Below are 25,899 nucleotides of genomic sequence, written 5' to 3' on the forward strand. Positions count from 1 at the left end.
CGATGGACTTGTACTTCTTGACGAACAGGTCGCGCACCGCTGTCTCGGCCGCTGCTTCCGCGCGCCACCATCCGGCGCGAATAAGCGCATCACAGAATGCGTTCTCCACGGCGGCAGGCAAATCCTGCAGATCGATCCGCGGGCTGATCCGGATCACATCACGTTGCCGAGGTGTCCACCCTTGGGATTCGAGCGCGCAGACAACCGATGGTTCTGCTGCGTCCAGCAGGTCCTCTTCGCGCACATTCGCGTCACGCAATCGCTGTCGCAACGACTCATCGTCCCGCAGCTGTTGTTCGATCAGTTTCTTATCGGGTATTCGCTTGTCGAAACGGATCTCTGCCAAATTCAAATAACGTCTGTATTTGCTCAGCATGTCCGCAACGATGCGCTCGGTCTCCTCCGCCAGACCCTCCGAAACGGCGTGCGACCCGAACCCGGTGAACTGTACATCCGGATAGGCTTCCCGCAGTCGCAGCCCAGCGCCGTCTTCGATCGAGTCGTCGCCCGCAGCGCGCCGCCGCCAACCGAAGCGCATCGTGTTCCAGAAACCCGAATTCCGGATCGCACTGCCATCACTATCCGCAGACACGTCACTGTGGGACGTATCCGAGGCAGCATCCGTTCGCGGCGAGTCCACGTCGCTGGGATGATAGGTCGGCGTAGGCACCCCCGAACCGGTCGGCTCAGTGCTCGCCCCCCGACCCTCGGGGACCGGGGAGTCAGCACCGGGTCGACCGGTTTTCTCGTCGGCATCCGAAAGATTGTCCGAGTCCTTCGCGGGGTCCCGACCGAACCAGCCGTTGCCCAACCTCCCCATGATCGAATACGAGTTGCGCCGGTCTGGCCCACCGGCAATGCGCGCCAGCGAATGCCGAACCTCCCGGACCGCGGACTCGTCGTCTATCTGCGCGCCATCGCCCTTGTACCAGGTGTCGTCGATTCTGACCAGCACCGTACCGCCGTCGGTCAACAGCTCACCGATCCGAACCGCCGCGCCGGAATCCGCACCGGCCGCACGGAACTCTATCGGCACACCGGGCACCTGAGTGTTGGCACCGGTCATCCGCGCGTTGTGCACCTTGCGCAGCAGTGCATCCTGCACGCTGCCCAGCCCCGACTGCTTGCCCGGCAATCTCTCCCGCAACGCCGCCACCATGGTCCGTACCAGTTCGGCGGCGTCCACCGAACCCGGATCCGCACCAAGGGGGTCGAGCACGATCACCCGGGTACCGGCGTCACCGGTATCCACCTGCACACCCAGATCGTCGGGCACGTTCCGTCGCGATGTCGGCCGAGCCTCGAACACCGTCCAGGGGTGCCGGATCGAGCCGTCGGCATTGAGTTCGACCTTGGTAGCGATGTCGGCGACAAGACTCAAATGCAGCGACGAGTCTTGCAGCAGCGTACGGACGCTGGACCTCGGTGCGATCGCGTCGACAACTAATCCAGCAGCATGCAGCACGGCGACGGCCCTCCGGGCCGCTGACCCCCGAGCCGAATTACCGGACAAGAACATCAGTGCCATTGTTGGATCGGCATCGACGGCGGCGCGAAAGTGATCGTTCGCTGCGAGCAGCAATCCGTATGTCCACCCGTCGACCAGCAACTCCCGCGTTCGGCCCGGCGCGTACTCGACGGTTATCACGAACCGGCCCGCCATCATCTCGGCCCTGGCATAGAAGAACCGCCGACCGGCCAACGGTGCCCGCAGCGGAACACCATAGGACGGATCCGATCGGGCCCCCCACCTGTTGAACCGAGACAGCCAATCCTCCGGGTAGATGGGCAGGTATGCGATGCGGTCCTGCCGTATGCGCTCCGCGGCCCACTGCTCGTATTCCTCGGTACTTTCGTCGAAGACGAAATCCACCCCGTTGATCTGCCCGTCGGCGTCCATCGTGGGACGGCTGACGACCTGGCCGGGCTCGAAGTGGTAGGGACCCCCGAGCGTGGCCGGAGCAATCCCCATGGGCACCGGATCAGTCCCCATGAGCAAGGGAGGCTTGCCGGTGTGGTACCAGTCCTCGATGATCGCGCGAATCTCGGTGGGGACGTCGGGGCCGCGGACAAAGGTCGCGGCCGGCGCGGCAGGTTCCGACAGTTGATAGTCGAACCACACCCGCTCGGCACCGTCGACATCGGCACGGTAGGCGCGGCGACGCAGCAACTCACCGATCGCCGGGTCGAACCGCTCACCGAAGTGATGGATGGTGGTGACAACCCGCACGGTCGGCACTCCGTGGACTTCGTGGAGCCATACTTCGATGGTGCCCGGGTGCGGCGTCAGCAGATCCGATCTGTACAAACGGTCCAGCAGTTCCGCGACCAGATCGGCAGCGTCGTCGACGCGGCTGTCGTCGACCCGGCCCGGAAGCAGGCTGCCGAGACCGGCGCGGAACCAGGCCCGGGCTTCCTCCACACTCGCCCATCCCTTGAACCCAGCGGGTATGTCGATTCGGCGTGCCTGAACAACTCGATCCTCGTCATCGAGCGGCTCGATGACGGGGTGGGCGGTCGACGTATCGCCCGCAGCGCGGGAATCGGCCTCGTCCCGGAATTCGCCTACTAGATCGAAGAATTCGTCCGCAGCTGTCCGGCTTCGATTCAGCGGTGAGGGCTCCTCGTTCCCGGTCGCATGGTCACGGATCTGGGTAAACTCCTTTATTATCCGGTCAAGCCACATGGCGCGGCCCCGCCGGACGAAGGCGGGCTGCAACGACGACTTCAGCCTTTTCGCGAGGGCACGCCTGGACTCGTTCGGTCTGGCGTAGTAGTGCTCGAACTTGCTGAGTACACCGTCTTCCCTGAACGCCTCCGCATCCCCCATCAACGCAGCGACCAGCCGACGCAACAATTCGGAAGGCGCGTAAACGGGGCGATCGGATTCGCGCGGCTGCAGATACCCGGGCACCAGTAATTCACGCAGCAGTCCGGAATACCTCTCCCCCGACTCGATATAGACGACGAGGGAACCACCTCGCACCACACGCGGCACCGACGCCCCGATCGTCCGGCCCAGGAGTGCTGCGAGTTCAATCGCGTCGGCACTATCGATACTGTCGCAAACCACGCGCACCACCATCGAACGATCGGCGAAGGCGAATACACCGCTGCGATAATCATTTAACAATCTGGGCTTTACGCGGGCCTGCTTCTTCAAAGTCGCAATACGCTTCAACCGCTGTGTGGCAGTCGATGATTCGCCGTCGTCTTTCTCGACCGACACCGCATACAGCGGTTCATCGCCGGACGGTGAGCCGGTCTCCTCGCGCGGCCCGGACCGATCCGGCTCCGAGTCCGACCTCCATCCCCCGAAGCGATCGCCACCATGATCCAGTCCACGCGGCCCCCGCCTCGGAATCTGGCGACCCGACCTCGGGGGCCGCTGATCGTGCCGCGGATCGTAAGCATGTGGGCCCCGTATCGGGCGCCGGGCGGGCTCGCCCCCGGCCTCCGCGTCCATACCGGCGGCGAAGTGGGCCACAACGGTGTCGTATTCCAGCTCGGGGCCGATGTCGACCTGGTTACCGCCTGTCCGGGCTGTCTGGGCGTGGGCCAGCTCGGTCGTCACCCGCTCCGCCGATTGCAATGCGATCGGCACCGGATCGGACACAAGGTGCAGAATCGTTGCCCCACTCCCGCTTTCGTTGTCTGCCGAATCCGCGTGCAGGTCGGCGCCGTAGGCGGCTACGACGGGCGCCATCCGCCACTGCATGCCCCACACCTTGGTCGAGCGGGCGCGTTTCGTGGTGGGATTGCCTATCGAGATCGCGACGTGCCGGATGGCCCTGTCGTCGGTTCTCGCCCGGTGGGTGCTCAACACCGGATCGTCGATGTGGAGCAGGTACACGCGTTGCCCCGAGCGTTCCTCGGCGACTCGCAACGCTCGCAGAATGGCCTCGAGATCGGCAAGGCGCTGCGCGACATCGTCATCCGCGCCAAACGGAAACTCGAGGTAATACCGCAGTCCGGCAATCTCGCTGTCGAGCCACGCTCGCAATGCCTGGTCCCGCCAGTTTGCGGGCACACCGTCCCACGCCATGATCCGCGATATGTCCTGTGCGGCGGCGGTGTGAGTCCGTTCGTCTTGCTCATCCCATGCGGCAACAGACGCTGTGAACGGATCGGTCGTGAGGCAGTGCAGATCCTTGGCTTGCTCGAGCCGACTCCATGCCTCCCACGTCGCGGCCGCGGTGTCCGGGTCGTCGACGTCGTATATGGCGTCGGCAGGAACGCGAACACGGCGGTCGATGAGGTCGCGCAGTTCTGCAGGCGGCTCGTCGTGGGCGTCGAGGACTGCGAAATCGTCCACCAGTCCGTCGAGCAGGCCGCTGTCGGCAGCGAGCTCGGCGGTGACAGCACCGCCGGATCCCACGCCACGGACACGGATCTCTGGCGCTGGTCCGTCGGCGGCACGATAGCGGGCTTCGGCAGCGACCGCGGCGGCCAGCGCCGTCACCGCGTCCGGGGTGAGGTCCACCGCCATCACCATTGCGACGCGGCGGTGTGGATCAACGGCGATCACCGAGTTGTAATGCGCGGTAGCGGCACGCGCCACCGCGCCAAGGCCACCGCCCATCGCGGCGGACGCCTCGCCGACGACCACAACCACCTCGTCGGCCGCGGCGAGGTCACCGAGTCCGATGACTACACCATCGCTGCCCTCGGCCAGCGGAAGCGACAAGATATGCATATCGGGGCGATCCGGCTGAGACGCCCACTTATGCAGATACGCAAGGCCGTCCGCACTCTCCGGCCGCAGGAAGTCCAGACCGTGTATGCCGAGTTCGTCTGTATCCAACGAGAACATCCGGCGGATGTCACGGTACCGGTCGGACCAATCGATGCCGCAGAGCGCCGCCACCGTGTGGCCGACCTGCGTCAGCATCGTCACCAGCTGCCCCGGCTCCAAGAGCCCCTCCTGCGCCTGACGCTGCCACAGGGCCTGCTTCATGTTCTCCGGCAATGCCGTCCACGCCTCGGCGAGTGTTCGGACCGACTCGATGATCGAGTTCACCGATTCACGATCGACCGACGTGAGGGCTTGCAATGCCGGATTGAAGAGGTCGTTTCGGTACCAAATGGGAGCCTGCTTCTGGACCGCATCGAGGATGAGGAAGCTGATTCGATCCAGCTCCCCGTGGTCGGGATCATTGCGACCGAGCGTCGTCTTCGCCAGTGACACAGCATCATTCGGTACGGCCATCGCTCCGAAATCCGGATCCGACGGCATCGTCCTTTCCAAGCCCGGAGACGACGGCATCGTCCGACGTGTCGCCCCAGACAGCGGAGCTCCTGCGACGAACACGCCGATGTCGAGCTTGACCGCGTTCCGCACCGCGGGCCCGGCAGTAGGCGATTCGACATAGGTGACGCGCTGGATCAGTTGTGCCAGTTCGCGACGCGCATCCTTGCCAAACTCCGGCACGATCAACGAACCGTCACCGTGCATCACCAGGTGATCGATCACGGGCTCGGGATGTCCGTCCCCCGCCCCGACCGGAACTCCCGACACCATCTGCATGAAAGTGAGCTCATCGCGCAGTGAACGCCCATGACGCGCCAGGAAACTCGGATCGCCGGGCCGGTACGGCCCGTCGATCTCGAACCGCAACCCCACCACCGTCGGATCATCAGGTGCGAGCCGACGCAACTCACGCTGATGCGCGACCGCAGCGGCGATCGCGGACTCGATATCGGCCCACGAGGCATTCGGAGGCAGTACATGGAGCGCCCGCCGCACCGGCCGCGGTTCCGAACCGGTGCCCCCAACCGACCCCGCATCACCCAGCCACAGCAACAATTTCCGTGGGCGCAGATCCGCGGGATCGGAACCCGGCAGCTCGGGCGTACCACCGACGAGCGGACCGGTCAGCGTCAGGCTGACATCGTCACCGTCACCTACCAGCTGCTCGACTCGCTCACGCAGTTCCCGCTCTCGCGCCGCGTTCCACGATTCGCCCCCAAGGTCTGGCCCGCTGCCGGGACCTCCCGGCGTGCCGACAGGCGCGGTGCGAACTTCCGACGGATACTCCTCGTGCGGGGAAGCCTCATCGTCGGTAGCGCTATCGACAAGCCCGTCACTGAAGGGCTCCGAGGGGGCAGACTCCGCATCCGAAATGCCCGGTCCGCGCACCGGAGTCCCGGGTCGGAGCGAGGTATCCGGATCAGCTGCCGCTCTCACCTCATCGGCGAGGGCGTCGATTGCGCGCTGCTCGAATTCACGATACCGCTCTTCGTTGCGTCCGAATCCCATCTGGAAGGCTGCGGCCGCGACCCTCGCCGGGCGGGGACCGAATCGCATGAGCAATGCCCGACGCTGGTCGTCGGTGAGCCTGGTCAGCGCCTCATCGACCTGTTCGACATCCGCCTGCGCCAGGAGTTCAGAGGCGTTCGACCGGTCCAGACCGTGGTCCTCCCGCAGCCCATCGAGTAATCTCTGACGGCCGTCCTCGCCCAGGCTGGTCGGCTCTTCCGCACGCCGGCCATCGCCGGACCCTCCGTCGCCCATCGAGCCCCTGAGCGAGAACAGGCCATTCGTGCGCGGGCCCGCAGCCATTCGGCGCAGTGAATCCTTGACATTCGCAACAACATCCCGGTCCACCCGGACACCGTCCCGGTCGTACCAATCCCCGCCAATTCGGATCAGTACGGTCTGACCGTCGACCAGCAACTCACCGGTCTGCACCACCGAACTGTCATCCACGCCGACCCGGCGGTACTCGACCGGGATCCCCCACGTCTCACCGGCGCTCGGCAGCCTGGCGCCCCTGCTGCGCACTCTGCGGAGCAAGGCTTCCTCCATATCGGCCGACTGTCTACTGGTCAGTGCCTCCAGCACGACGCGAATTCGCTCGGCATCATCGACCTGCGGCGAACCCCCTTCCGTCACATCGGGTTCCAGCACGACCACCCGCGTGTCCGCGCCATCGTGAAGCCGACCCACCCGATCCGACATCGGACGAGCCCCAATGCAACGCATCAGATCTCCGCCGACCAAGGGCGCTGACCCCAGCTGGGTGATCGAGCCGTCGGCGTCGACTTGCCAGAATTGGACCGGTCCCGTGTCGTATTGTGGCGCCACACCAGGCTGCGCTACGGCCTCCCAAGCCGCTGCGTACCGGGCGGGCTCATCGTCGCCGGGACCGACGAGCACGACCAGCTCCTGCGTCGTGCCCGTCGTGACGAATCCCGCTCGCTCGGAAATGAACTGGGCGTTGGCCTCGGCCAATGCGCGCATCCCGGCGAGCCGGTGGTGGCCGAAGGCGGGCAATTCCGCCCAGCCCTGCGGATGATCGGGCAGGGCGGGTCGGGCACCCTCAGCCGGATCCGTGGTCGCCGATGTCGACATCTCGCCGAGCGCGCGCTCGAATTCCTGGTCGGCGTCGGTACCGTCACTGACGTCCACGGTGAGGGTTCCCGATTTCGGGTCGAGGGTGACCGTGACCTCGACGTCGCCCCGAGCGGCGTGGCGGGTGGCGACGTCCGCGCACAGCGCCGCCACCATATTCGGTTCGTCGGTTGACACGACATAACGCTCGGGCCGACGTGATGAATCGGCCGACTGCTCGGCATCGGTGTCGCCGGCACGGACCGTGACCGCGAGCCGACGGCGGCGGCCATCGGAATCGGCGACCTCCTCGAGTCGCACCTCGGCGGTGTCGACCGGACCATACACCTCCACGACCAACTCGTCGGCCGCCACCGATCCCAGCAACAGCGGAAGCAGCCGTTCGCATCGCTTCAGCACCTGCACGTCGGCGAGCGCGCCCAGCCGATCGGCGAGGTCGGTGCCCGTCCACTTATGGGTCTCCCGCAGCGGGTCGCCTTGGTGGAATTCCATCCGCATGGTGGTGGCGGACGCGTCACCGGATCGCGGGGTTTCGGTGGCCTCTATGACGAACGGACCGCCCCGCGCGACGTCGGACATGTCAACCGTGGCCGACACAGTGTGGTCGGGCAGTCGCGGGCTGTGCCAGCGGGCCGCGCGGCCCGCTGCACCGCGAATGTGGTCGAGCCGCAAAAGCTCTGGTGTGTTATCGGCGGCGGTCAACGGGATATCGGTCCACCGCCGCAAAGTCCCCAACATGGCATCGAAGTCATCCTGGGTGTCCACCGCCCACTCACCGTGCAATTCGCCGCTCGGCGTGGGGAACAGCGCGGCCAGCCGCTCGAACGCTGCCAGCACATCGGCCGGAATCTGCTGTTCGGCGATGTAGCCGCGGCCGGGGTACACCCGCAGACAGGTGATCTCACGAATGATCTTGGCCAGGGCGTCGGCGGGATGGGGGAACCGCGCGTCGGCGTCGGAGGCCGGCCGAATCCGCATACCGTTACGCAGGTAGGTCTCGACCGGGACATCCTGGGTGATCACCGCGATATGTTCGACGTGAGGAGCCTTCTGGCGAATCGTGTTGTACACCCGCCGCGCGTGCTGCTGGGTGGTGAAAACGATCAGGTTCCGCACCGGCTTGTCGGGCATCACCTCGGCGAGCTTCGCCATGGATTTCTCGACATTGGACTGCGTGTTGTTGGCTTCCGTTTCCAGGATCACCCGATCCGGGCGCACCCCGTCGTAGGTCACCACCTTGGCGGCATTCCGGGCTGCCTCCCCGAAACCACCGGTCGACACCAGCAGCATGTCGTTGTCGGACAGGAATTCGCCCGCCCGTTCCGCATTCCCGTCGTCCTCACCGGCGAACAGAATGGCGGCGTCGTAGTGGATTTCGGGGTCGAACCGCGCCTCCGGGACATCGCAGAGGTAGTTCCAGACAATCGCGGCGTCGGCGAGCCTGGCGCCGACGTCGACGCCGCGCGCGGCCAACGCGGCCACCCAGCGGTCGTAGACGTCGGACGCCGTGTCTCCAGTTGGCTGCGAACCGGACCTTCCGGGGCCGGGGGCGGCGGAAGGCCCGGACTCCAGGTTCGCATCGCCGGCCTTGCTGCGCTGCGAATCGACTGGAACCGGCGCACCGCCGTGCAGCAGGTCCGGATCGGCCCCCACCACAGCGGCCCCAGCCCTCAGCTCGGCCTCCGCCGCCGGATCGGCACCCTCCGGAATGGCGTCCAACGTCTTCGGCTCGGCACTGGAAGGTTCCGGATCGCTGGTCTCTGGTGTCGCTGCCTTCGCTTCGATCGTGGGCAGCACCGCCTTCAGCAGCAACCGCCACCACCGCTGGCCCCGGGGCAGCGCCCGCACGGGTTCGGACACCGGAATCCCGTCCCGGTCATACCAGTTCGCTCCGGCGCGCACCCGCACGTCATCGCCGTCCATCTCCACCGTCATCGCAACGACCGTGCCGTCCCGCAGCCGACCGGTGATCGACTCACCGGTCCGCACCGCGTCGCGCGCGGCGTTTCCGGCCGGCGGCTGCGACGCCAGGGCCTGGCACAATGCCACCGCCAGGCCGGGCTCGGATTTGCCTGCGACCTCCACTTCGCCGGCCTCGTTCTGGCTCACTGCCGGGGCGGTGAGCTGTCGCCGGTATTCGGCGACCACGTCCAGGAATTCGCTCGCCATCGTGGGTTCGCCGGGAGCGGACTCGTCGTCCACATGCGACAGCAAGTTCTCCGTGCCGGTGGCGCCGGCGCGCAGCCGGTCGAGCTGGGCCATCATCTGGTTGAACCAGGGCAGTCGGTCGCGGCGTTCGAACTCCGGCTTCAGCGCCTCCAGCCGGGTCGCGAGGAAGGCGATGTCGGCTGCGGTCAGCCCGTTGTTGTCGACGAAGACGCCCGATTCCAGGGTGTAACTGCGCTCGAACAGGCCGATCTTGCGGTGTTTGGCGAAGCTGTGGTCGAGATCGATTCTGGTGAGGGGATCGACCAACCAGTTGCCGCTGTTCTGGTCGCCGTTGTCGACGAGCACATCCAGCAGTCCCAGCAACCTTCCCGATCGAGAGTGCAGAATTTCCGCGAGTTCCGCTTCGGTCAAATCCTGCAACGCGATGCGGGCCGTCACCCCTTCGACATACTCGAAGTACATCGTGTCGCCGATGCGCAGTCCCTTCGGCACCGGCGCGCCGAACGCCGATCCGACCATTCCGGCCAATTCCTCGGCGTCGGCCTCCTTCCGCAGGAAATACCGTTTCTCCACGACTTTCGAGCCGTCCGCGAAGGTCAGGGCCTTGACATCGCCCGACAGCTGCTCCTGATAGGTATTGGCCCGCAGCCCCGCGAACCGTTCCGCGATGGGCGGCTCGGAGTCGTTCTCGCCGCGGTTCACGTCCGGGTCTGCAGGACGCTCAGCCGTGTTCGGGTTACCCAGCGCAGGGGCGCTATCGGGCACATCGGGTTCGACGTCCGGGCCAGTCGCCCCATCGAACGAACCAGTCGATACCTCGGCGCCGGACTCCGGGGTGGACCGCCAATCCCCGAAGCGATCCGGGTCGGCGGGCCTACCAGGCCCCCGCCTCGGAATTCCGGGCCATCCCTTGCCGGGGCGACGCCCGTCGTGCCGCCGATCGTAAACAATACGGGCGGGAGCGTTTTTGGACTCCACACTCTGCTCAGAGCCCTCGTCCGGGCGCGCGAAGAGTTCGTTTGCGGCTATCGAGCCAACATGGCGGTAGGTCGTTCTGTCTGAGTCGAGGTGCACCTCGACTTGCATCGCCATGTCGGCACCGTCGCGCAGGTCGTTGATGCTTTGTTCGGCCGCGAACAGGTTGAGATCCGTGGCGTACTCGCCGAATACCTGCGTGGTCCAGCCCAGCGTGGATCGAACGGCATCCAACATCCGCGGGTTCGGCAGATCGCGGATCGCGACCCGAAGCCAGCCTGCGCCGCCACCTTCCACGACATCGGCCCGATACCACGGCCTGCCGCCGTTGTCGGCGAACTCCACGCGCCACCCGTCGGACTCGACGGTCAGCCAGATCTGCTGCGCGGAGCGGCCCGAACCCAGAGCACCCGCCACGATCTGATCGACCAGTTCGGCTACCGGGAGCCGGTCTCGAAGTCCGAATCCTGAGTCGGTTATCGCATCCCGCAGGTCTGTACTCAGTTGGGCTACACCAGCGTCGCTGGATGGTGCCGCGAAGGTGTAGGTCCGCGGTGCGGGTGTAGCACCAATGGTCCGTGTGGTATCGCCCAGACGCTCGAGTCGTCCGCGCGGGCGGCGGATCTCGGGAACGCCGGGTTCGTGGAAGCAGATCGCTTCGACCGCGCCCCGCTGCCTGTGCCGCTCCCAGCTGCGGAATTCGACCGCACGGCCGAATCGAGTGATGTCATCGGTCTCGTAGACCACGACATAGCGTCCGATCCTGCGCATGATCACCAGCGAGTCCTGCTTGAACACCACGGCAAAGGCCTTGGGCCCCTGGCGGCGCAGCCACTCGTGCAGATCGGAGTACGAGTCGAAGCCATCCGGGTGGAACAACCCACCGAACACCTGCTCGGCATCCTGCCGCGAGCGCTCGCGCTGCCCGGCCGGGGGCGGCACCCGCATGCCCGTACCGAAACCACCGTCGATCGCGGTCAATACGGCGGTGCGTATTCCGTCCGCTCGATCTCGTAGCGGGTCCGGTATCTCCCAATGGCGTACGACGTCGCTCTCGCTCGGCTCGCCGTCCCGGTACCGCGCCGCGCTGCCGACGGCTTCGGCATCGCTGGTGATGAAGGTGGACACGCCGTGCCCGGTGAGGCGGGACAGTGCTGCCTCGATCTCCGAAGCGGACAGTGTCGCAACGACTTCGACCTTGCCGAGGGCCGCGTAGGCCATGAACCGGTCATCCACCTCCGTGGCGTCGACGACAAGTGTCCCGCCACCGTTCGACGTCCGGTGAAAGACCGGCTTTCCGTCGGCATCGGCGTACTGATCCGGTACGACCATGACTCTGCGGCGAGCTTCCGGATCGTCGAACGCGGAACTGCGGGTGCGATCCACGGTATTGCGCAGAACCAGATCGACATTCGGCATCTTCGAAATGCTCTTCTCGAATTCGTCGAACGCCCAACGGCTGCCGACTTCCAATCGATAGGAGCCGATACGCTCATGCGCGAGGAAACCGATGAGGTCATACTCGCGGTCCTCGGTCAGGCAGGACACCATCGGTGTCGCACCGCCGCGGGAGACCATCCGCACCGCCGCCATCAACGTCGGTATGCCTTGCGCGCTGGCTTCGGCAAAGGTCATCGAGGCGGAGTCGGGACCTCCGACTATCCAAACATCGTCCGACGTCTTGGTCGCGGGCAGGACCACCACATCGGCTCCCGCCGCGATCGCCTGCTGGGCGGCCGCTTGATCGGTTCCGTCCCACAGGTACCGAATCTCGATCTCTCGACGTTCAGCGGGAGGCAATAGTGCAGCTCCGGTCGACTTCGAGTTGTCGATCATGGCCTGGGTCATCAGATCAACGACGAGGTCGAGTGTGTTGTCCGACGCCAGGTACTCGGCCAGCAGACCGCGCAATTCGGCGATTTCCAGCGGTTCCGGGGATTCCCTGAGGTCACGCCCCAGCGCGGCAGCCAGACCAGGCGGCAGGCCGCGATGTGTCATCCACACAAGTCCTCGTGGAATACGCTCGCTTTCGTCGAGCGAAGCGGCCCTCCGACGGGCCAGTCGATAGATCGCGTCCGACAGGGCATCACGGCGCGCCACAAGACTTTCGACCATACTCAGCGTCAATTGAGCCAGAGCAAGAGACTTTTCGGCCTCATCAACCTCCGTGACCAACTCGTCGCGAAACTCGCGCGCGGGCTGCAATAACGCCTCGTGAGACTCCAGTTCCCTCTCGTAGCGCAGCAGCCGCGCTTTCTCGCCATCGATCTTCCGCTGCACCTCGTCCCACTCGCCCCATACCTCCGGGCTGTCTGTACGCGCTGACTTCAGCTGACTCGCTGCACGAGCGATCGCGTCGAACAACGCCAACCTCGCGCGTGCCTCCCCGATCCTTTCGCGCAGGAAGCGAGCCTTCTCATCGACCTCGGCGATATGGTCCGCAACACTGTCCCGCGCGTGCCGCAGACGATCCAGGCGAGAAGGCTCCGAGTCGCCGTCGTCTGACTCACGCGATTCACCATCGAGCGCACCTTGGATCAGAATGTCGACCGCCGGTGGTTTGCCCACACCGCGATCGTTCGCGGCCGGGTGGCCGGTGTCGCCGTCGACAGCGCGGATGGTGTGGACGACGACCTTTGTGCCGGGAATGTTGTACGGGTCGTTGGCGGCGTCGTAGGGGCGGGCGTGCTCGCCGACGAGATACGGGGCCAGATCGATGGTCTGGCGGGCGCGCAGCAATTCGATGTCGGCTTCGGTGAGACGGTCGATGACCATCGCCTTACCGCCGATCTCGACGAACAGCATGGCATGGCCGGTCGTCGCGCCCTCGGCATGGACGACGATCAGCGCCAAGCTGTTGGGCGTGCTGGCGACCCATTCGGCGACGTCGGAGGTCTTCTCGTAGGGCTGGCCGTCGTAGGTTCCGCGCATGCCGGCGGACAAGGTCGCGCCGGACAATCCCGCCGACCACGTTTCGTCGAGGCCGACAGCAACTGCGAGCGTCCTCGAGGCGCAGAACAAACCGCGCCCGGCGGCGGTGAGCGCACGGTCGGCGGCCAGCAGATCCTCGTCGCCGTAGCGGTAGTAGGCGATGGTGCCGGCGTCTGGGCGGGTGTGCAGATTGCCGACCTGCTCCGATGTCACGGTGTCGAGTTCGTTGGGGTTCCCGGACGCCAGCGCTACGGCGTCACCGCGATCGGGGTGATAGTTCCACAGGTAGGTGCCCGGCCCGTGTGCCTCGACGATCGCGAGCAAGCTGACCAGGTCGCCGCGACGCCGCCCCGCAGCGCCGGACCGGCCCGCCAAGCCAGCGATTTCGAGGCGCAGCGCACGCATGTTGGCATCGTGGCGAACTGCGGCCGGCAACGGCAGGTTACCGATCACCGCGGGATACGCGCGAGCGACGGCATCACGCTCCAGTGTGGTGAGGGCGTACCAGCGGGTGACAACCTCGGCGGTGAACACGGTCGTGTCGGTCGAGTCGGGCGATGACCCCAGCAGTCGGTCGAGCACATCGGCGGCGTCGACCGGGCGGGCAAGCAGAGCGGCCAGTTCGCCGGGTGCGAGACGGATCGAATCATCGGTTCCCATACCGGGATTCGATGGTTTGCCGACGACGATCACTGGAATGTCGTGGTGCTCGTCCGAGCCCATGGCCGGAGTCAGGTACGGGTCGATGTGTACCAGCGCGTCGATGACCCCGGTCAGTTTGCGACCGACCGCGGCGTCTCCGGCCGCCCATGACGTCGAGCCCAGCGATGCCAGGATTATCCGTGGCGCCTCGACCCGGGACCACGACGGCGCAGGGGTATCCGCGATCTGGTCGACCAACCGGTGCAGGGGCGCGCCCACCATGTTGGTATCAACGTCGCCCTGGTAGCCGAAAGCCACCACGATCGACACCGTGCCGCCGTATTCCTCTGTCGCACTGCGCCACAACTCGAACGCGCGGGCCAGCGCGGCGTCCACATCGGCCCGCGATGTCGCCGATCCGTCCGCCGCGAGCACCAGGATGGTGTCGGCGTCCCGGTCCGGCGGATCGATCGAGACCAGTGCCATGTCACCGGAAACGCCACGGACGGCAACCTGGATATCGTCGAGATCGGCAACCGCCTGCCGTACCGTCTCTTCGGCCCGTGTCCCTGGTTCGTCGAGCAGTGTGGTCGCCGCGAGTTGTGCCGATCCGATAGCGCCGAGCGACGGCAACCCCGTCACTATTCCGACCAGGCTTCCCAGCTCCGATTTCGCGCTGTCGGCATCGGTCGCGTTGTCACCATGCAGGATCAGATGATTCACCCGCGGCATCGGCTCGTCCGCGGTCGCCCCGACCGACCACGCACCGGCGCGCAAGGCCAGGTTCTGTCCCAGCTCCCCGAGCCCGGCCCGGTGGTCGAATTGCAGCGTCACCGATACCGGCGCGCCGTCGGCTTGCGCCCGCAGCAGCCGATAGTGCTCGGCGACCAGGGGCAGCGTCGCTTCCAGTTCTTGCCAGGTGCGCACGACGTGCACGGCACGGATCTGCGCCGCGTCCTCGTCACCGAAGGTGAATCGAGCCGAAGCCGGACCCCGCAGCGTCCGGATTCCGTCGAACCGGACGTGGGCTTCCTTCTCGCTGAACGACACCTGCGTCGGTGTGCCGGGCTGGATCGCCTGGGCCAGGTGGTCGGCCCGGTTGGTCAACCCCGCCAGCAGTCCGGCGAAGGGCCCACCGAGCTGTATCTGTATACGGCTCGCCGCATTACGTGCCTCGTCCGGGACGCCGGGATGGTTGTGCAGGAAGTTCAGGACCTGCGGGTTCAACGACCACATGAGCCAGCGCTGCTTCACCGGTCCGAGCGCGGTCCACCATTCCCGCACCCGCGCGGCCTGCCGTAGCAGTGATTCCGCATCGAGTGCGCCGGATGCCGGATCGGCCAGGTTCGGGAATTCGGCCCGCAGCGCCTTGAATTCCCGCACACCCCGGGTGATTTCGGCAGCGAGGGGACCATCATCGGTGGCGGGCCACCGACCCGACACCGGGCCCGGTGTAGCGCCGGGGTCGTTCGGATCATCGAGCGGGTCGAACTCACCGAAGGCGAACCCACCGAGCAGATAATTCCGCGAGTCGTCCGCGCCATCGTCCGGCTCGACGTTCGAAGTGCCCGCAGACGACGCCTCCCGGAGGAGCATGACGTCGACCACTGTGTCGGCGAAGTCTCCATGGCCCACGCGGTATTGGTTGAGATACTCGCCCACGGAAATCAGTTCGCCGCGCTGCAACGCCTCGAAATCAGTGCGCGACAAGTCTTCGGGGTCGAACCACACCAGTTGTGGTTTACGGCGAGTACCGAGATTAACCAGTCCCACCACATGCGCGCTCACCGCACCGGGCTCGGTCTCCAGATCGGGACGACGAATCGAGATCAGAGCGGGAACACCGGGCCGATCAACCAGTTCCAGAGCGACATCGAGCACCGACGTCAGATCGGACCGACGTTCGAATTCGGCGTCCCTTGCGATCTGCTCGAACTGTTGCACACCCAACGGACCGTCGGGCAGCTCGGTGTGCCCGCCGAACATCATCCGCACCATCCGCACCGCGCACTCGAGCGAACCGTTCTCACGCCGCTCCGCGGTGAATGGATACGGCAACTCACGCAGCGGCTGCTCCGCGACCGGGTTGATCGCCATGTGCACGACATAGGCATAGACGAGCCGCGCGACCGGCTCCGGGTCCGGCAAGACATCGACCAGCGTCTCGAGCCTGGCGGCCAGGTCACCGATCGCCGGACCGAACTGCGGATCGGCGATCGGCGGCAGCGACCGCAGATGGGTCAAGAACGCGATGAACGAATCGGCCAGCCGCTCAACTGCCTGCTCACTGTCGGAATCGCTGATGTCGAAGGGGCCCGCGAGGCCCGCCACGGTCGCCCGCACCGCGTGGTGATCGATCCCGTTGTCACTGCGCACCAGTTCGTCGAGTGCGTCACTGGCTCGGTGCAGCCGCACGGAGTCATGATTCTCACCTGTGTGCTGTCCGCTTCCGTCCGTGGGCGGGGGCTCATTCGACTCCGGCCCATCATCGGTGCGCTCGACGGCGGCCTTCGCCAGATGCGACGGGAATCCCGCACCCGACAAACCTGTTACCGCACCGAGGAATCGACCGGTGTTGCTGCCAGCCGATCCGCCGGTGAATCGACCGATCAACCCACCTGTGGCTCCGTAGGCCGAGATATCCAAACCACTGATCGATCCACCGAATCCAGTGACCGCTCCGCCGACCACTCCGCCGAGCAACGAGGGATTCCACCACGACCCAGCACTGTTGTCGGCACCATCACCGCCGTCGCGAGTCTCCGAGTGATTTTCGGCACCATCGACATCCGTTGCACCAGAACGGTTCTCGGATGCCGCCGGCGCAAGGCTCGGCGCCTGTTCGAACACGACGATCGACCGGCGCCCATCGATGCCGACCCATTCCCCTTCCTGACCCAACCCCAGACCGTGCAGCACCGCGGTCTGCCAGACGACCGAGGCATCGTCACCGTGTCCGATGTACCTGATCGTCGGAATATCTTCCGCCCACCGCTGATTCACCAGCAGTGTCGCGATCGAAACCAGCGGGTCGGGCGCGACCCACGGCTTACTGCCTCCCAGTCGCACGGTGACGACTACTGCGGTCCGATCCGGATCCTCCGCCTGCTCGAAGCGGGCACGGACGGGCGCGAACTGCTGGTCGGCCAACGCCGGAAGCGTGGTCGCGTGATCGACCAACCACACCAGCTCATCAGCGGTGTCCATATTGCCGAACACGACCGCCAGTTCGCCTCTGTCGTGATCCACCGCGAGAACCTGTGCGCTGGCTGCGGACGTCACCAGCGCGGTGAAGGCATCCGCTTCGTCCAGCGCCGGCAATTGCTCGCCGGCAATGCGGAAGAAGGCCAATCCGCCGACAACCGTGTCGAGGTCCCGCAGCTCGGCAAACTGTGCCCGGGCCTCCTGATCGGCATGGGCGCGCAACCATACCCCGTCGCGTGGGCTCATGATCTCGGGCCGTCCAGACGGGCTCAGCGGAACCACGGACTCGGTTCCGGCAGTGCTCGATTCGCCGAGCCGGGTCCCCATAATCCTGGCCCGCGTGTCGAGAACTTTGAGTTCCATTACCGCGCGGATGAACTGTTGCGGCTTGCCGTCATCGGACCACAATTGCTTCTTGCCCAGCATCTGGCTGACGGCCGTGGTAGACGACGACACCAGATCCGCAAGCTTCATCGGCAGTGCCATGTCCTGAACCAGCGAAATGGCACGCGCGAATGCCTTGTCGCGTTGGTCTACTACATCTTCGTATTCCCACCGGAGAGCCTCCCGGCCGCCTCGCCGCATCGCGTGATCGGCGGCAACCCAATCTCCAACGGCAGCGAGGTGAGCGTCGACTGCGATCAGTTCGGGTCCCAATACCTTCGCCAACCGCCACCACCGCAGCTTTTCGGCAGCATCCAGGTCGGAATCCGCCAAAGCCTCGAGAGTTGCCGCTATCTGTTCCGGTTCCAAATCATCGTCACTGAACCCGTGCACAAACGCGGCGATACCCTGTGCTTCGGAGCGGCAGGCGAGCGCACACTGCTGATAGACGGCTGCGATGCGGTCGTACATCCGCTGTGCCGGTGGAGTCCACACCTGCTCCGCCATAGTCACGAAGCCCCGCAGCAGGGCTTCCTCGAACTCGACCCGGGAAACAAGACGCCGCAGCTCATCCAGGTCCAATCCGACCGTGTCCTCCGGTCCGGTGTCCGGAATTCGCTCAGGATGGGGCTCGCCTGCTGCGGTCGATTGCCCCCCGAAGGCGTCCAGACCTGTCAGCCAGTCCAGAACGCTCCCGTGATCCGCAAAGCCGAACGCAGCTCCGAATGACTCGCCCAATCCCAGCTCGTCGGGCCGAGCACCTCTGAGCGTGGCGTCGGAAGGCATGTTGGCGGGCGCGCCGTGGTTCCGGCTTGAAGCATCATCCGCATCGGCACCGATCGCGGCGATGGGCAGCCCGGTGCGACCATCGGAATCGGCCGAACCGTCGGGCGAGCCGCTCGCAACGGCGACATCACCGGACGAATCGCCTACGGCAGCAGGCAACTCCCGGACGGGGTCTCCAGCATCTGTGGCGGATCGCGGATACACCACGCGATCCGTCCCATCGGGTCGGCTGACCGTCAAGACCCAGCCATCGTTGTCGGGGGTCAGTTCGAGCAGTACCGCCCCTGCTTCCAGCAGACTCGCGGCGTGCACTGCCGCTGCGGCGGTGTCCTCCGGGCCCACGCGGCCTTCGGCGAGTGCGCGCACCTCGTCGGCGGCGAGGTAGCCACCGATCCAGTCGCCCGGCATCCGGGTCAGCGCCAACCGTATCCCGGTCTCCTCCCAGCCTCCGACGATGTCCATCGTGAAGCAGACTTTGCCGGTGTTGCCGTCGAGCACGGTGACCTTCGGCTTGCCTGGCAGATTCTCGGCGCCGGTGACACTGTCGGCGTCCGCCGTGACCCGATCGCCGGGGCGCAGCGCATTGCTCAGCAACGTCTTCGCGAGCGAGACGTGGCCGAAGTGGTTGCCTTCCACCATGTCCGCCCAGCGCCGGGCGACATCGGCGGCGGAGTGGATGTCGGAAACACGTGTTTCGATCCGATCGCGGCGGATCGCGGCGGGCTGCGCGGCCGGGTCGGGGGTGATCCGGTAGTACTCGACCTGCGAGGACTGGCCACCGTGACGCTTGGTCACCTCGAGCGGCTCACTCTCGGTGTTCGGCAACGTCACTGTGACAGTCAGGTCACCGGTACCGGTCGTCCCCTCGGTGAACAGCTCCGTCAGGCGGTCCGACGCAAGCGGGACAGCGGGATTGTCCGGCAGCAAGCCGCCCATCCACTTCGCGGACGCCGCGGCGCCGGCTGGCGCGTGTTGCGACATTGTCCACGTCGCGGTCCACTTCGGCCCGAAGAGGGTGTCGGCCACCTCGACCACCACAGTGGTCGACGCGTCGTCGGAGATCGTGACCCGCAGGGTTCCCGCGCGCTGGGCGGCAGTGCCGACATCCGTCGGTCGGTCGATCTCCGCCCGTACGGTGCCGGACCGGCCCGGTTCGCCCAGCCACAGCAGATCCACGATGGATTCCACTACGGCGGCGTCGATCTCCGGCAATTCCCGCAAACGCGCGCGGACCGTCTCGACGCCGTCGTCCACACCGACCCGCACCTGCGGCATTCGCACGGCAGGCGGCACCATCATTCGGCGGCGACGGTTGCCTTCGGCCTCGTCACCCAGGGCCTCGGCGAATTCGGCATTCGACACCCATCGGGGTCCACCGGCTCGTGGCCCCAGCTCCCGAAGGTGCACGACGAAGTCGACCGCACCCCCGTACATCCCGGCTGCCGCAACCGTCGGAATGCGCAGGTCCAGGACGAAATCCTCACGCGCACAACCTGCCTCGGCGGTAGCGTGCAGCAGAGTGAACCGTCTGTCCTGATTGTCACCGCCCGTGAAAGCCACGGAGACGACATCGGTGTCCCCCAAGCTCTGAGCCAGGCTCTGGATGCCGGGAACCAGGCAGACGACTTTGGCGTCGGCGTCGCCGTCGGTCAACGCCTGGATTCGGTCGATCCGATGCGCCGTCTGCGCTTCGCGAGTGTCGGCTTGGCCGCTGTCGAGTCCGACGATCTTGATCCCGTGGGCCGCCATTTCCCGGATAAGGCGGTCCGGCCGGGGACGATCGACATGGCCGAAGCTGAGGTAACCCGGATCCGTGCCGAACACTGTCGATATCACACCCAGAACCGCAGGCCCCATGTCGATCCCGGTCAGATCGACATCGTCGCCCGCATTCAACCGGTCGAACGCCGGATGGTGCGGTGCCGCGATCGCGAAGTGGGTGACACCGGCCGCACGCAGCGCCCGGACATGCTCGACCAGGTGGACCCGAATCGCCAGGTCGTTCCGGCCGTCATCGCCGAAGAGGGCGATCCGCTTGCCGTCCAGAATAGTTCGGTAGTCGACCGCTCTGCGGTGCGCCGTGATCGCCGCCGCCAGGTCGTCGGAGCCGGCGTTCCGGCCGGAATCCGCGTCTCCCCCATCGGATCGTTGCGCACCGAACCGCCCGGTGCCGGAACCGATCCGATCCGATCCGTGGTTCGCCGGGTTGCCACTGCGATCGTTGAACAACGCCCGGAAGTAGCGTGCCTCGCGGTCCTGCGCATCGTGTGATTCGGACGGATCACTGCTTCGGTACACGCCGTTCGAGCCGTGCGCAGTCACGATCCCGTCATCGATGTCGACCGTGGCACCGCGGTCCGAACGCACCAGCGACGACCTGGATACCCACTGGAACTCGACCGCATGACCGTCAGCGACAGCCGCGGCCAACTCCGGATCCGATTCCACCGCCGCGATGAGCGCCTGGCTCAGATCCGCCTCGGATTCGCCCGGTGCGCCGACGACAATGACCCGCTGACCAGGTTCGTGGGCGACTCGGCCGGTCACCATCCGCGCGTCGGCGTAGTAGGCCAAGACCGCCAAACCGGCAAGCCGATCCTCGAGCAGATTCCGGTCCACCGCGGCCTGGACCACCCGCAGCCTGGAAGCTCGGTGGGCGATAACCTGCTCGGTCAGATTCGTCGAATCGATGTCGTGGTGCCACCCCGCCAGCGCGTCCGGCGCATCCGACCCCGCCGCCGCCACCGCGTCGGCAAGCGCCGCAAGCGCGACCCCGTGCGCACCGGCCTCGTCGACGAGGGAACCCATCCATTCCAGCATGGCCAGACGTGCTTGTGCGTCACCACCCGTCAGCGAACGGAAGTCGCCCACCCGCCGACGCAAGTCATGAACCAGATCCTGCAACGCCAGGAATTGACCGGTCCTGAATCTCGTGTCGAGATGCCGATGCGCCCGCGACTGCTCCTCGTATTCCCGGTCCGCCGTGGTGATCGCGGCACGCAGGCGGTCGGCCACAGCGCGAATATCAGCATCCTCGTCAGTGCCACCGATCGGCGCCTCGGAACCCGGGCGCGCGAGAACCGAAAGCGGGTCGGTCAGCGCGGTCAACCCGCGCCCCCGGCCCCCATCGCTTCCCGCGGCGGTGCGCTCCGAAACATTCAGTGCGGTAAGGAATTTCGTGGCGAGAGCACGCGCCGCCGCAGATTCGGCCGGTCGCTCGTCGGCAGCCGCGACGATTCGCGCGAGGGCGTCGTCGAGTTCGGCATCGGCGGCGTCGGGTGGACTGACGGGGGTTTCGGGCGCAGCGTCAGTGGTATCCGGGTTGGCAGACTCTCCCCGGCGGGGGTTCTTCCCGGACGAGGCAAAGTGCTCGTCGAACACCGAATCCCCCATGGCGGCGAAGTCGTCCCGCAGCGGACCGGACTGCGAGCCCGGCGGCCGCGGCGCTTCGGTGTATGCGGCCCGGTCCGAACCGTCCGCCCGGCCGACCGTCAGTACCCGTGAGCCGGGTTTCCCGCTGATCCGCACCACCACGTCGCGGTAGTCGCGATACAGCCCCTCGGCATGCCGTTGCGCCACGCTGAGCAGGGCGGGGTTGCCCTGCCACCCACCGGCCAGACTCTCGACGGCGACCGGCACCCGGTCGTCCAGTCTGCCACCGTTCCACCGGTACTCGCGAACCACATGATCCGGATTCGCTGCCGAGAATTCCAGCCGTCCCGACCACGGCGTATCTTCGTCACGATTCCGATTTTCGACAACCTCGAAGACGGCGACCCGCGCGTCCGCCGGTCCGGATACCTCCATCGACACCGTGAAGTCGGATCCGGTCGACCGGCCGCCCATCAGCTCATCCAGCAGCGCCGACATCGCATCGATGTCGCCCGGCGACCACACCCCGCGACCATCGGCCAGCGCCCACAGCCGCAGCTGTCGCTGCACGCCCTCCAGCGCGGCCCGGAACGGCGCCACCGTCCACCGGACGCGCAACCGATTGTCGGATGCGCTGGCTTCCAACGTCACCCATGCCGATTCCAGGGTTCCGATCTCGACCAGGGCGCGCCCGTCCTCGGACACTGCCTTCGTCAGCGAGGGATTCACCCCATCGCCCGAGACCGCATCGTCGATGGTCGACTTGCCAACCTCGGCAAGGTCGTCGGAGAGGATGGCCGACAACGTGGACGCTGCCGACGCGGTGTCCGACTCGCCGTTGAAGCGAGCATTGGCAGACACCGCTTGCGATTGATATGCGCCGACACCGTCATGATCCTCGACCGCCGAACGAGCGTGCGAATCTCCCGATCTCCGACGCACGACCCACGACGGATCGATGGTGCCGTCGGCTTTGCGGGTGAGGTAGGTAGCGATGCCGGCGGTAGAAACGCCGTGCAATCTTCCGGTTAGGCGTGGGCTCACCGAGTGTTTGGCGGTCCACACATCGCCGGTGCCGCCGACCGTCTGCATGACAGCGACGAAAGCATCCGCTTCGAGCTCCGACTTGCAACCCCACAGCATCAGCTGCGAAGGATCGGCGGCCATGGCCGAGGAGAATTCGTGGTCGATGGCCGTCAGCAAGCCCAGCTCCCGGCCTCCGACCATGAGCTTCTTGCGGAACCCGAACGGGGTCACCACCTCGATGTCGAATCCTCGGTCCCCGCCATGAGCGCTGACGATCTTCATGGGTTGTCCGGTCCAGGGCGCACGCACCGGCGTGCCCGTCGACGGTCGGGACGTAGGGTCGAAGTCGCTGCTCGGGTTGATCGGTGTATAGACGAGATGGTCTTCACGGACATCCATTCCAGCCCACTTGTGGGCCAGCTTCTCGTCCTTGTCCTGACTCGGGAACGCGATGCCGAAGTAGTGCCCGTCACCGTCGATCATCGGCGTGCTGACCACCCAGTTCGCCCGGAACGGCCACGGCACACCGTGCTCGTCGCGCCCCCACAGCCACGGGACCTTCCCGTTCTTCGATGCTTCGATGACCGCGCGAGCCGCAGAATCGGCATCCGGCGCCAACCGCACGTCGGCATGCGGATCGCCCGGCGCAAGTTGTTGCTCGAACCAGATACTGTCGCGGTTACGGCTGAAATCCGCCCGGTATGACCGACTGCGCAGCAACTCACCCAGATCCGGACCCAACGCCGGCTCCCCGAAGATCGCAGACACGTGCAGCGTCGGCGCGCCATCCACGTCGTGAACCCGCACCTCGACCGTCACCGGCGGCATCGACTGTGTCGCAACCAGATCCGCCAGCAGATCCGCGGCCGCGACGATGCGATCAGCGTTCGTTCCGGCCGGCACCAGCGGCTCGAAATGCCGCGCGAACCATGCGCGGACCCCGTCGTAGTCCTGCCACGGCACGTCGCCACCGCCCGGGACACGATGCCATTTCGGCGGATCGAACTCATCCGTCTCCGGCTCACGGTCGTAGCGACCGCGCTGGTATAGCGCCTGCTCCGATTCGTCGGCAAATTCGTCGGCAAATTCGTCGGCGTGTTCGTCGGTACGAATGTAGGGCCGCAGCGCCCGACCACCGATAGCCGCCGCGGCCCCCGCCTCGACAGCGGCCTTCCCGTGCTCTCCCACCCCCGCATCGTCGGCGGTGGGCACACTATCCCCGCCGGAACCCCAGTTACCGCTCGACTCTTGGTTTGCCCACCACTCTTCGAGTTCCCGCTCTACAGCGTAGAGCGTCTCCAGGTCACGGCGTTCGAGCATGTTCTCGAGGACCTCGTCAAAGACATGGCCCTCACTCCACACACCTTTTCGGTCCGTCCCGAGGCGACTGACCGCTGCCGTTTCACCGAAGACGCCCTCGGTGCCGTATACCTCCTCGGTATATGAGCCGATGTCGTGGCCGCTGCTCGTGCGAATCTGCTGGCGGACCAACTCGGCGAACGTCACTGCTCCTGCGAGAGGCCGGAACCGTTCCGCCAATTCCCGGTCGAGCCAGTCGTCGTAATGCATACCGTCTGAGGGCGGCTGCAGGCTGTACGCGGGCGCCCCCCGCCAGGCGTGGTCGACAGCCGCAGCCAACGCCCGTGCTACCGCATCGCTGTCGCCCTCCAGATCTCTGTCGATACTGATAACTCGGGTTCCGCCGGGATAGACGCGAGCAGTACTGGCCCCGGACGGACCGTACTCGATCTGCCACGGCACCTCCTCCCGCGGAAATGCTCCCGTGTCCACCAGCAGTTCACCGACCCGAAGCGCAAACGTCGGCGAATCATTGACCAGGGTGTCAACATCCTCGCCCAGACCGGTTTCCACCCATTCCGAATCGTCGACAGAGTGATCGTCGACAACGTCGGAATCGGGTGTGTCCTCAGCGACCTGGTCCTCTACCGTCGAAATCCCAAACACGCCAGCGGCTGCGGCGGCCACTGCCGCTGTACCGCGCAGCACCTTGCGTCGATTCAGGCCGGAATCAGCTTCGCCGCCTTCGGTATTCGCCGCCCCCCGGGGCTCCGGCCCGCTGTCCGTAGACTCCACGCCCACGTCATCGGAAGTGACGGAAACGCTGATCTCTGTCTTCCAGCCGTCGTCGTTGCCGGGGAGATCTACTTGATCCGAGCGACCTTCGCTACCGGTGGAATCTGCGGTATCCGTGACGGATGTCGATGCCCCCGCCCCGCCATCCTCGGACCGACCGGAGTCATTCCCACCCGCATCGATGTCCGTGCGGGACAGTGAATTCCCCGCCTTCTCGTGGTAGGCCAACAGCGCCTCGGTCATGGAGCGGACCACGGGGTGCCGGACCGTCACCGACTGATCGATGGGAGCCAGCACGTCCGCCTCGGTCTCCGATTCCGCAGCCCCGGCAAGCTCCGGCGCGATCCCCGCATCCGAGTCCACCACCGAATTGTCGAGCAGCAGGTACGCACAATTCATGTACGAGTCACGGATATACGTGCGCCCGGCCCCACCGGGAACAACCGTATAGCGTCGCAACAGCTTCGGCGGCTTCAGCGACTCGACATCCAGACTCTCAACCGTGAACGCCGCCACCGTACGAGAACCATCGGGGGCCGGCTCGAGATCGACCTCGTCCTGGTCCAACAATTCCGCGTCAACGTCGAATTTCTCTTTCAAATACGCAGCAAACCTGGTGTGATCGGGCGACGCGGAACTCGATGCACCGTCGCCTCCGGCAGATTTCGGCGAATTCGGCAACCAATCACCGAAACCGCGGAAGCCCAGGGCGTCACGCGGATCCGCGTGACCCGACGGCGCCGCTGACGGCTTGCCATCGGCTTGCGTCGGCGCGGGTGCCTTGGGCTCGCCCGACAGCGAATCGTAGTTGTCAGCGCCAGTGCTTCCGTCGTCGGCGGGTGCACTAGCGCTGTCGTTGGACAGCGTTATATCCCTGGGAGGCCGATCGGCGTTGATGACCTCCGCGTGGATGTCGTGACGTGTGTAGGTCACCTCGTTGCCGTCGACCACCGTGGTGATCG

Annotated in this window: 1 protein-coding gene (only partly in view); it reads right to left on the reverse strand. The window is 66.0% G+C overall.

Every position in this 25,899-nt window falls within one protein-coding gene, locus AB0H00_RS14330, for a glycerophosphodiester phosphodiesterase family protein (RefSeq protein WP_357265723.1), read on the reverse strand. The gene is 123,276 nt long; 62,858 of those nucleotides lie to the left of the window and 34,519 to its right, leaving coding positions 34,520–60,418 in view, spanning codon 11,507 (partial) through codon 20,140 (partial); reading right to left, the first codon wholly in view occupies window positions 25,895–25,897. Both codon boundaries (start and stop) fall beyond the window edges.

The organism is Nocardia sp. NPDC023852, assembly GCF_040639505.1.
Classification (GTDB): Bacteria; Actinomycetota; Actinomycetes; order Mycobacteriales; family Mycobacteriaceae; genus Nocardia.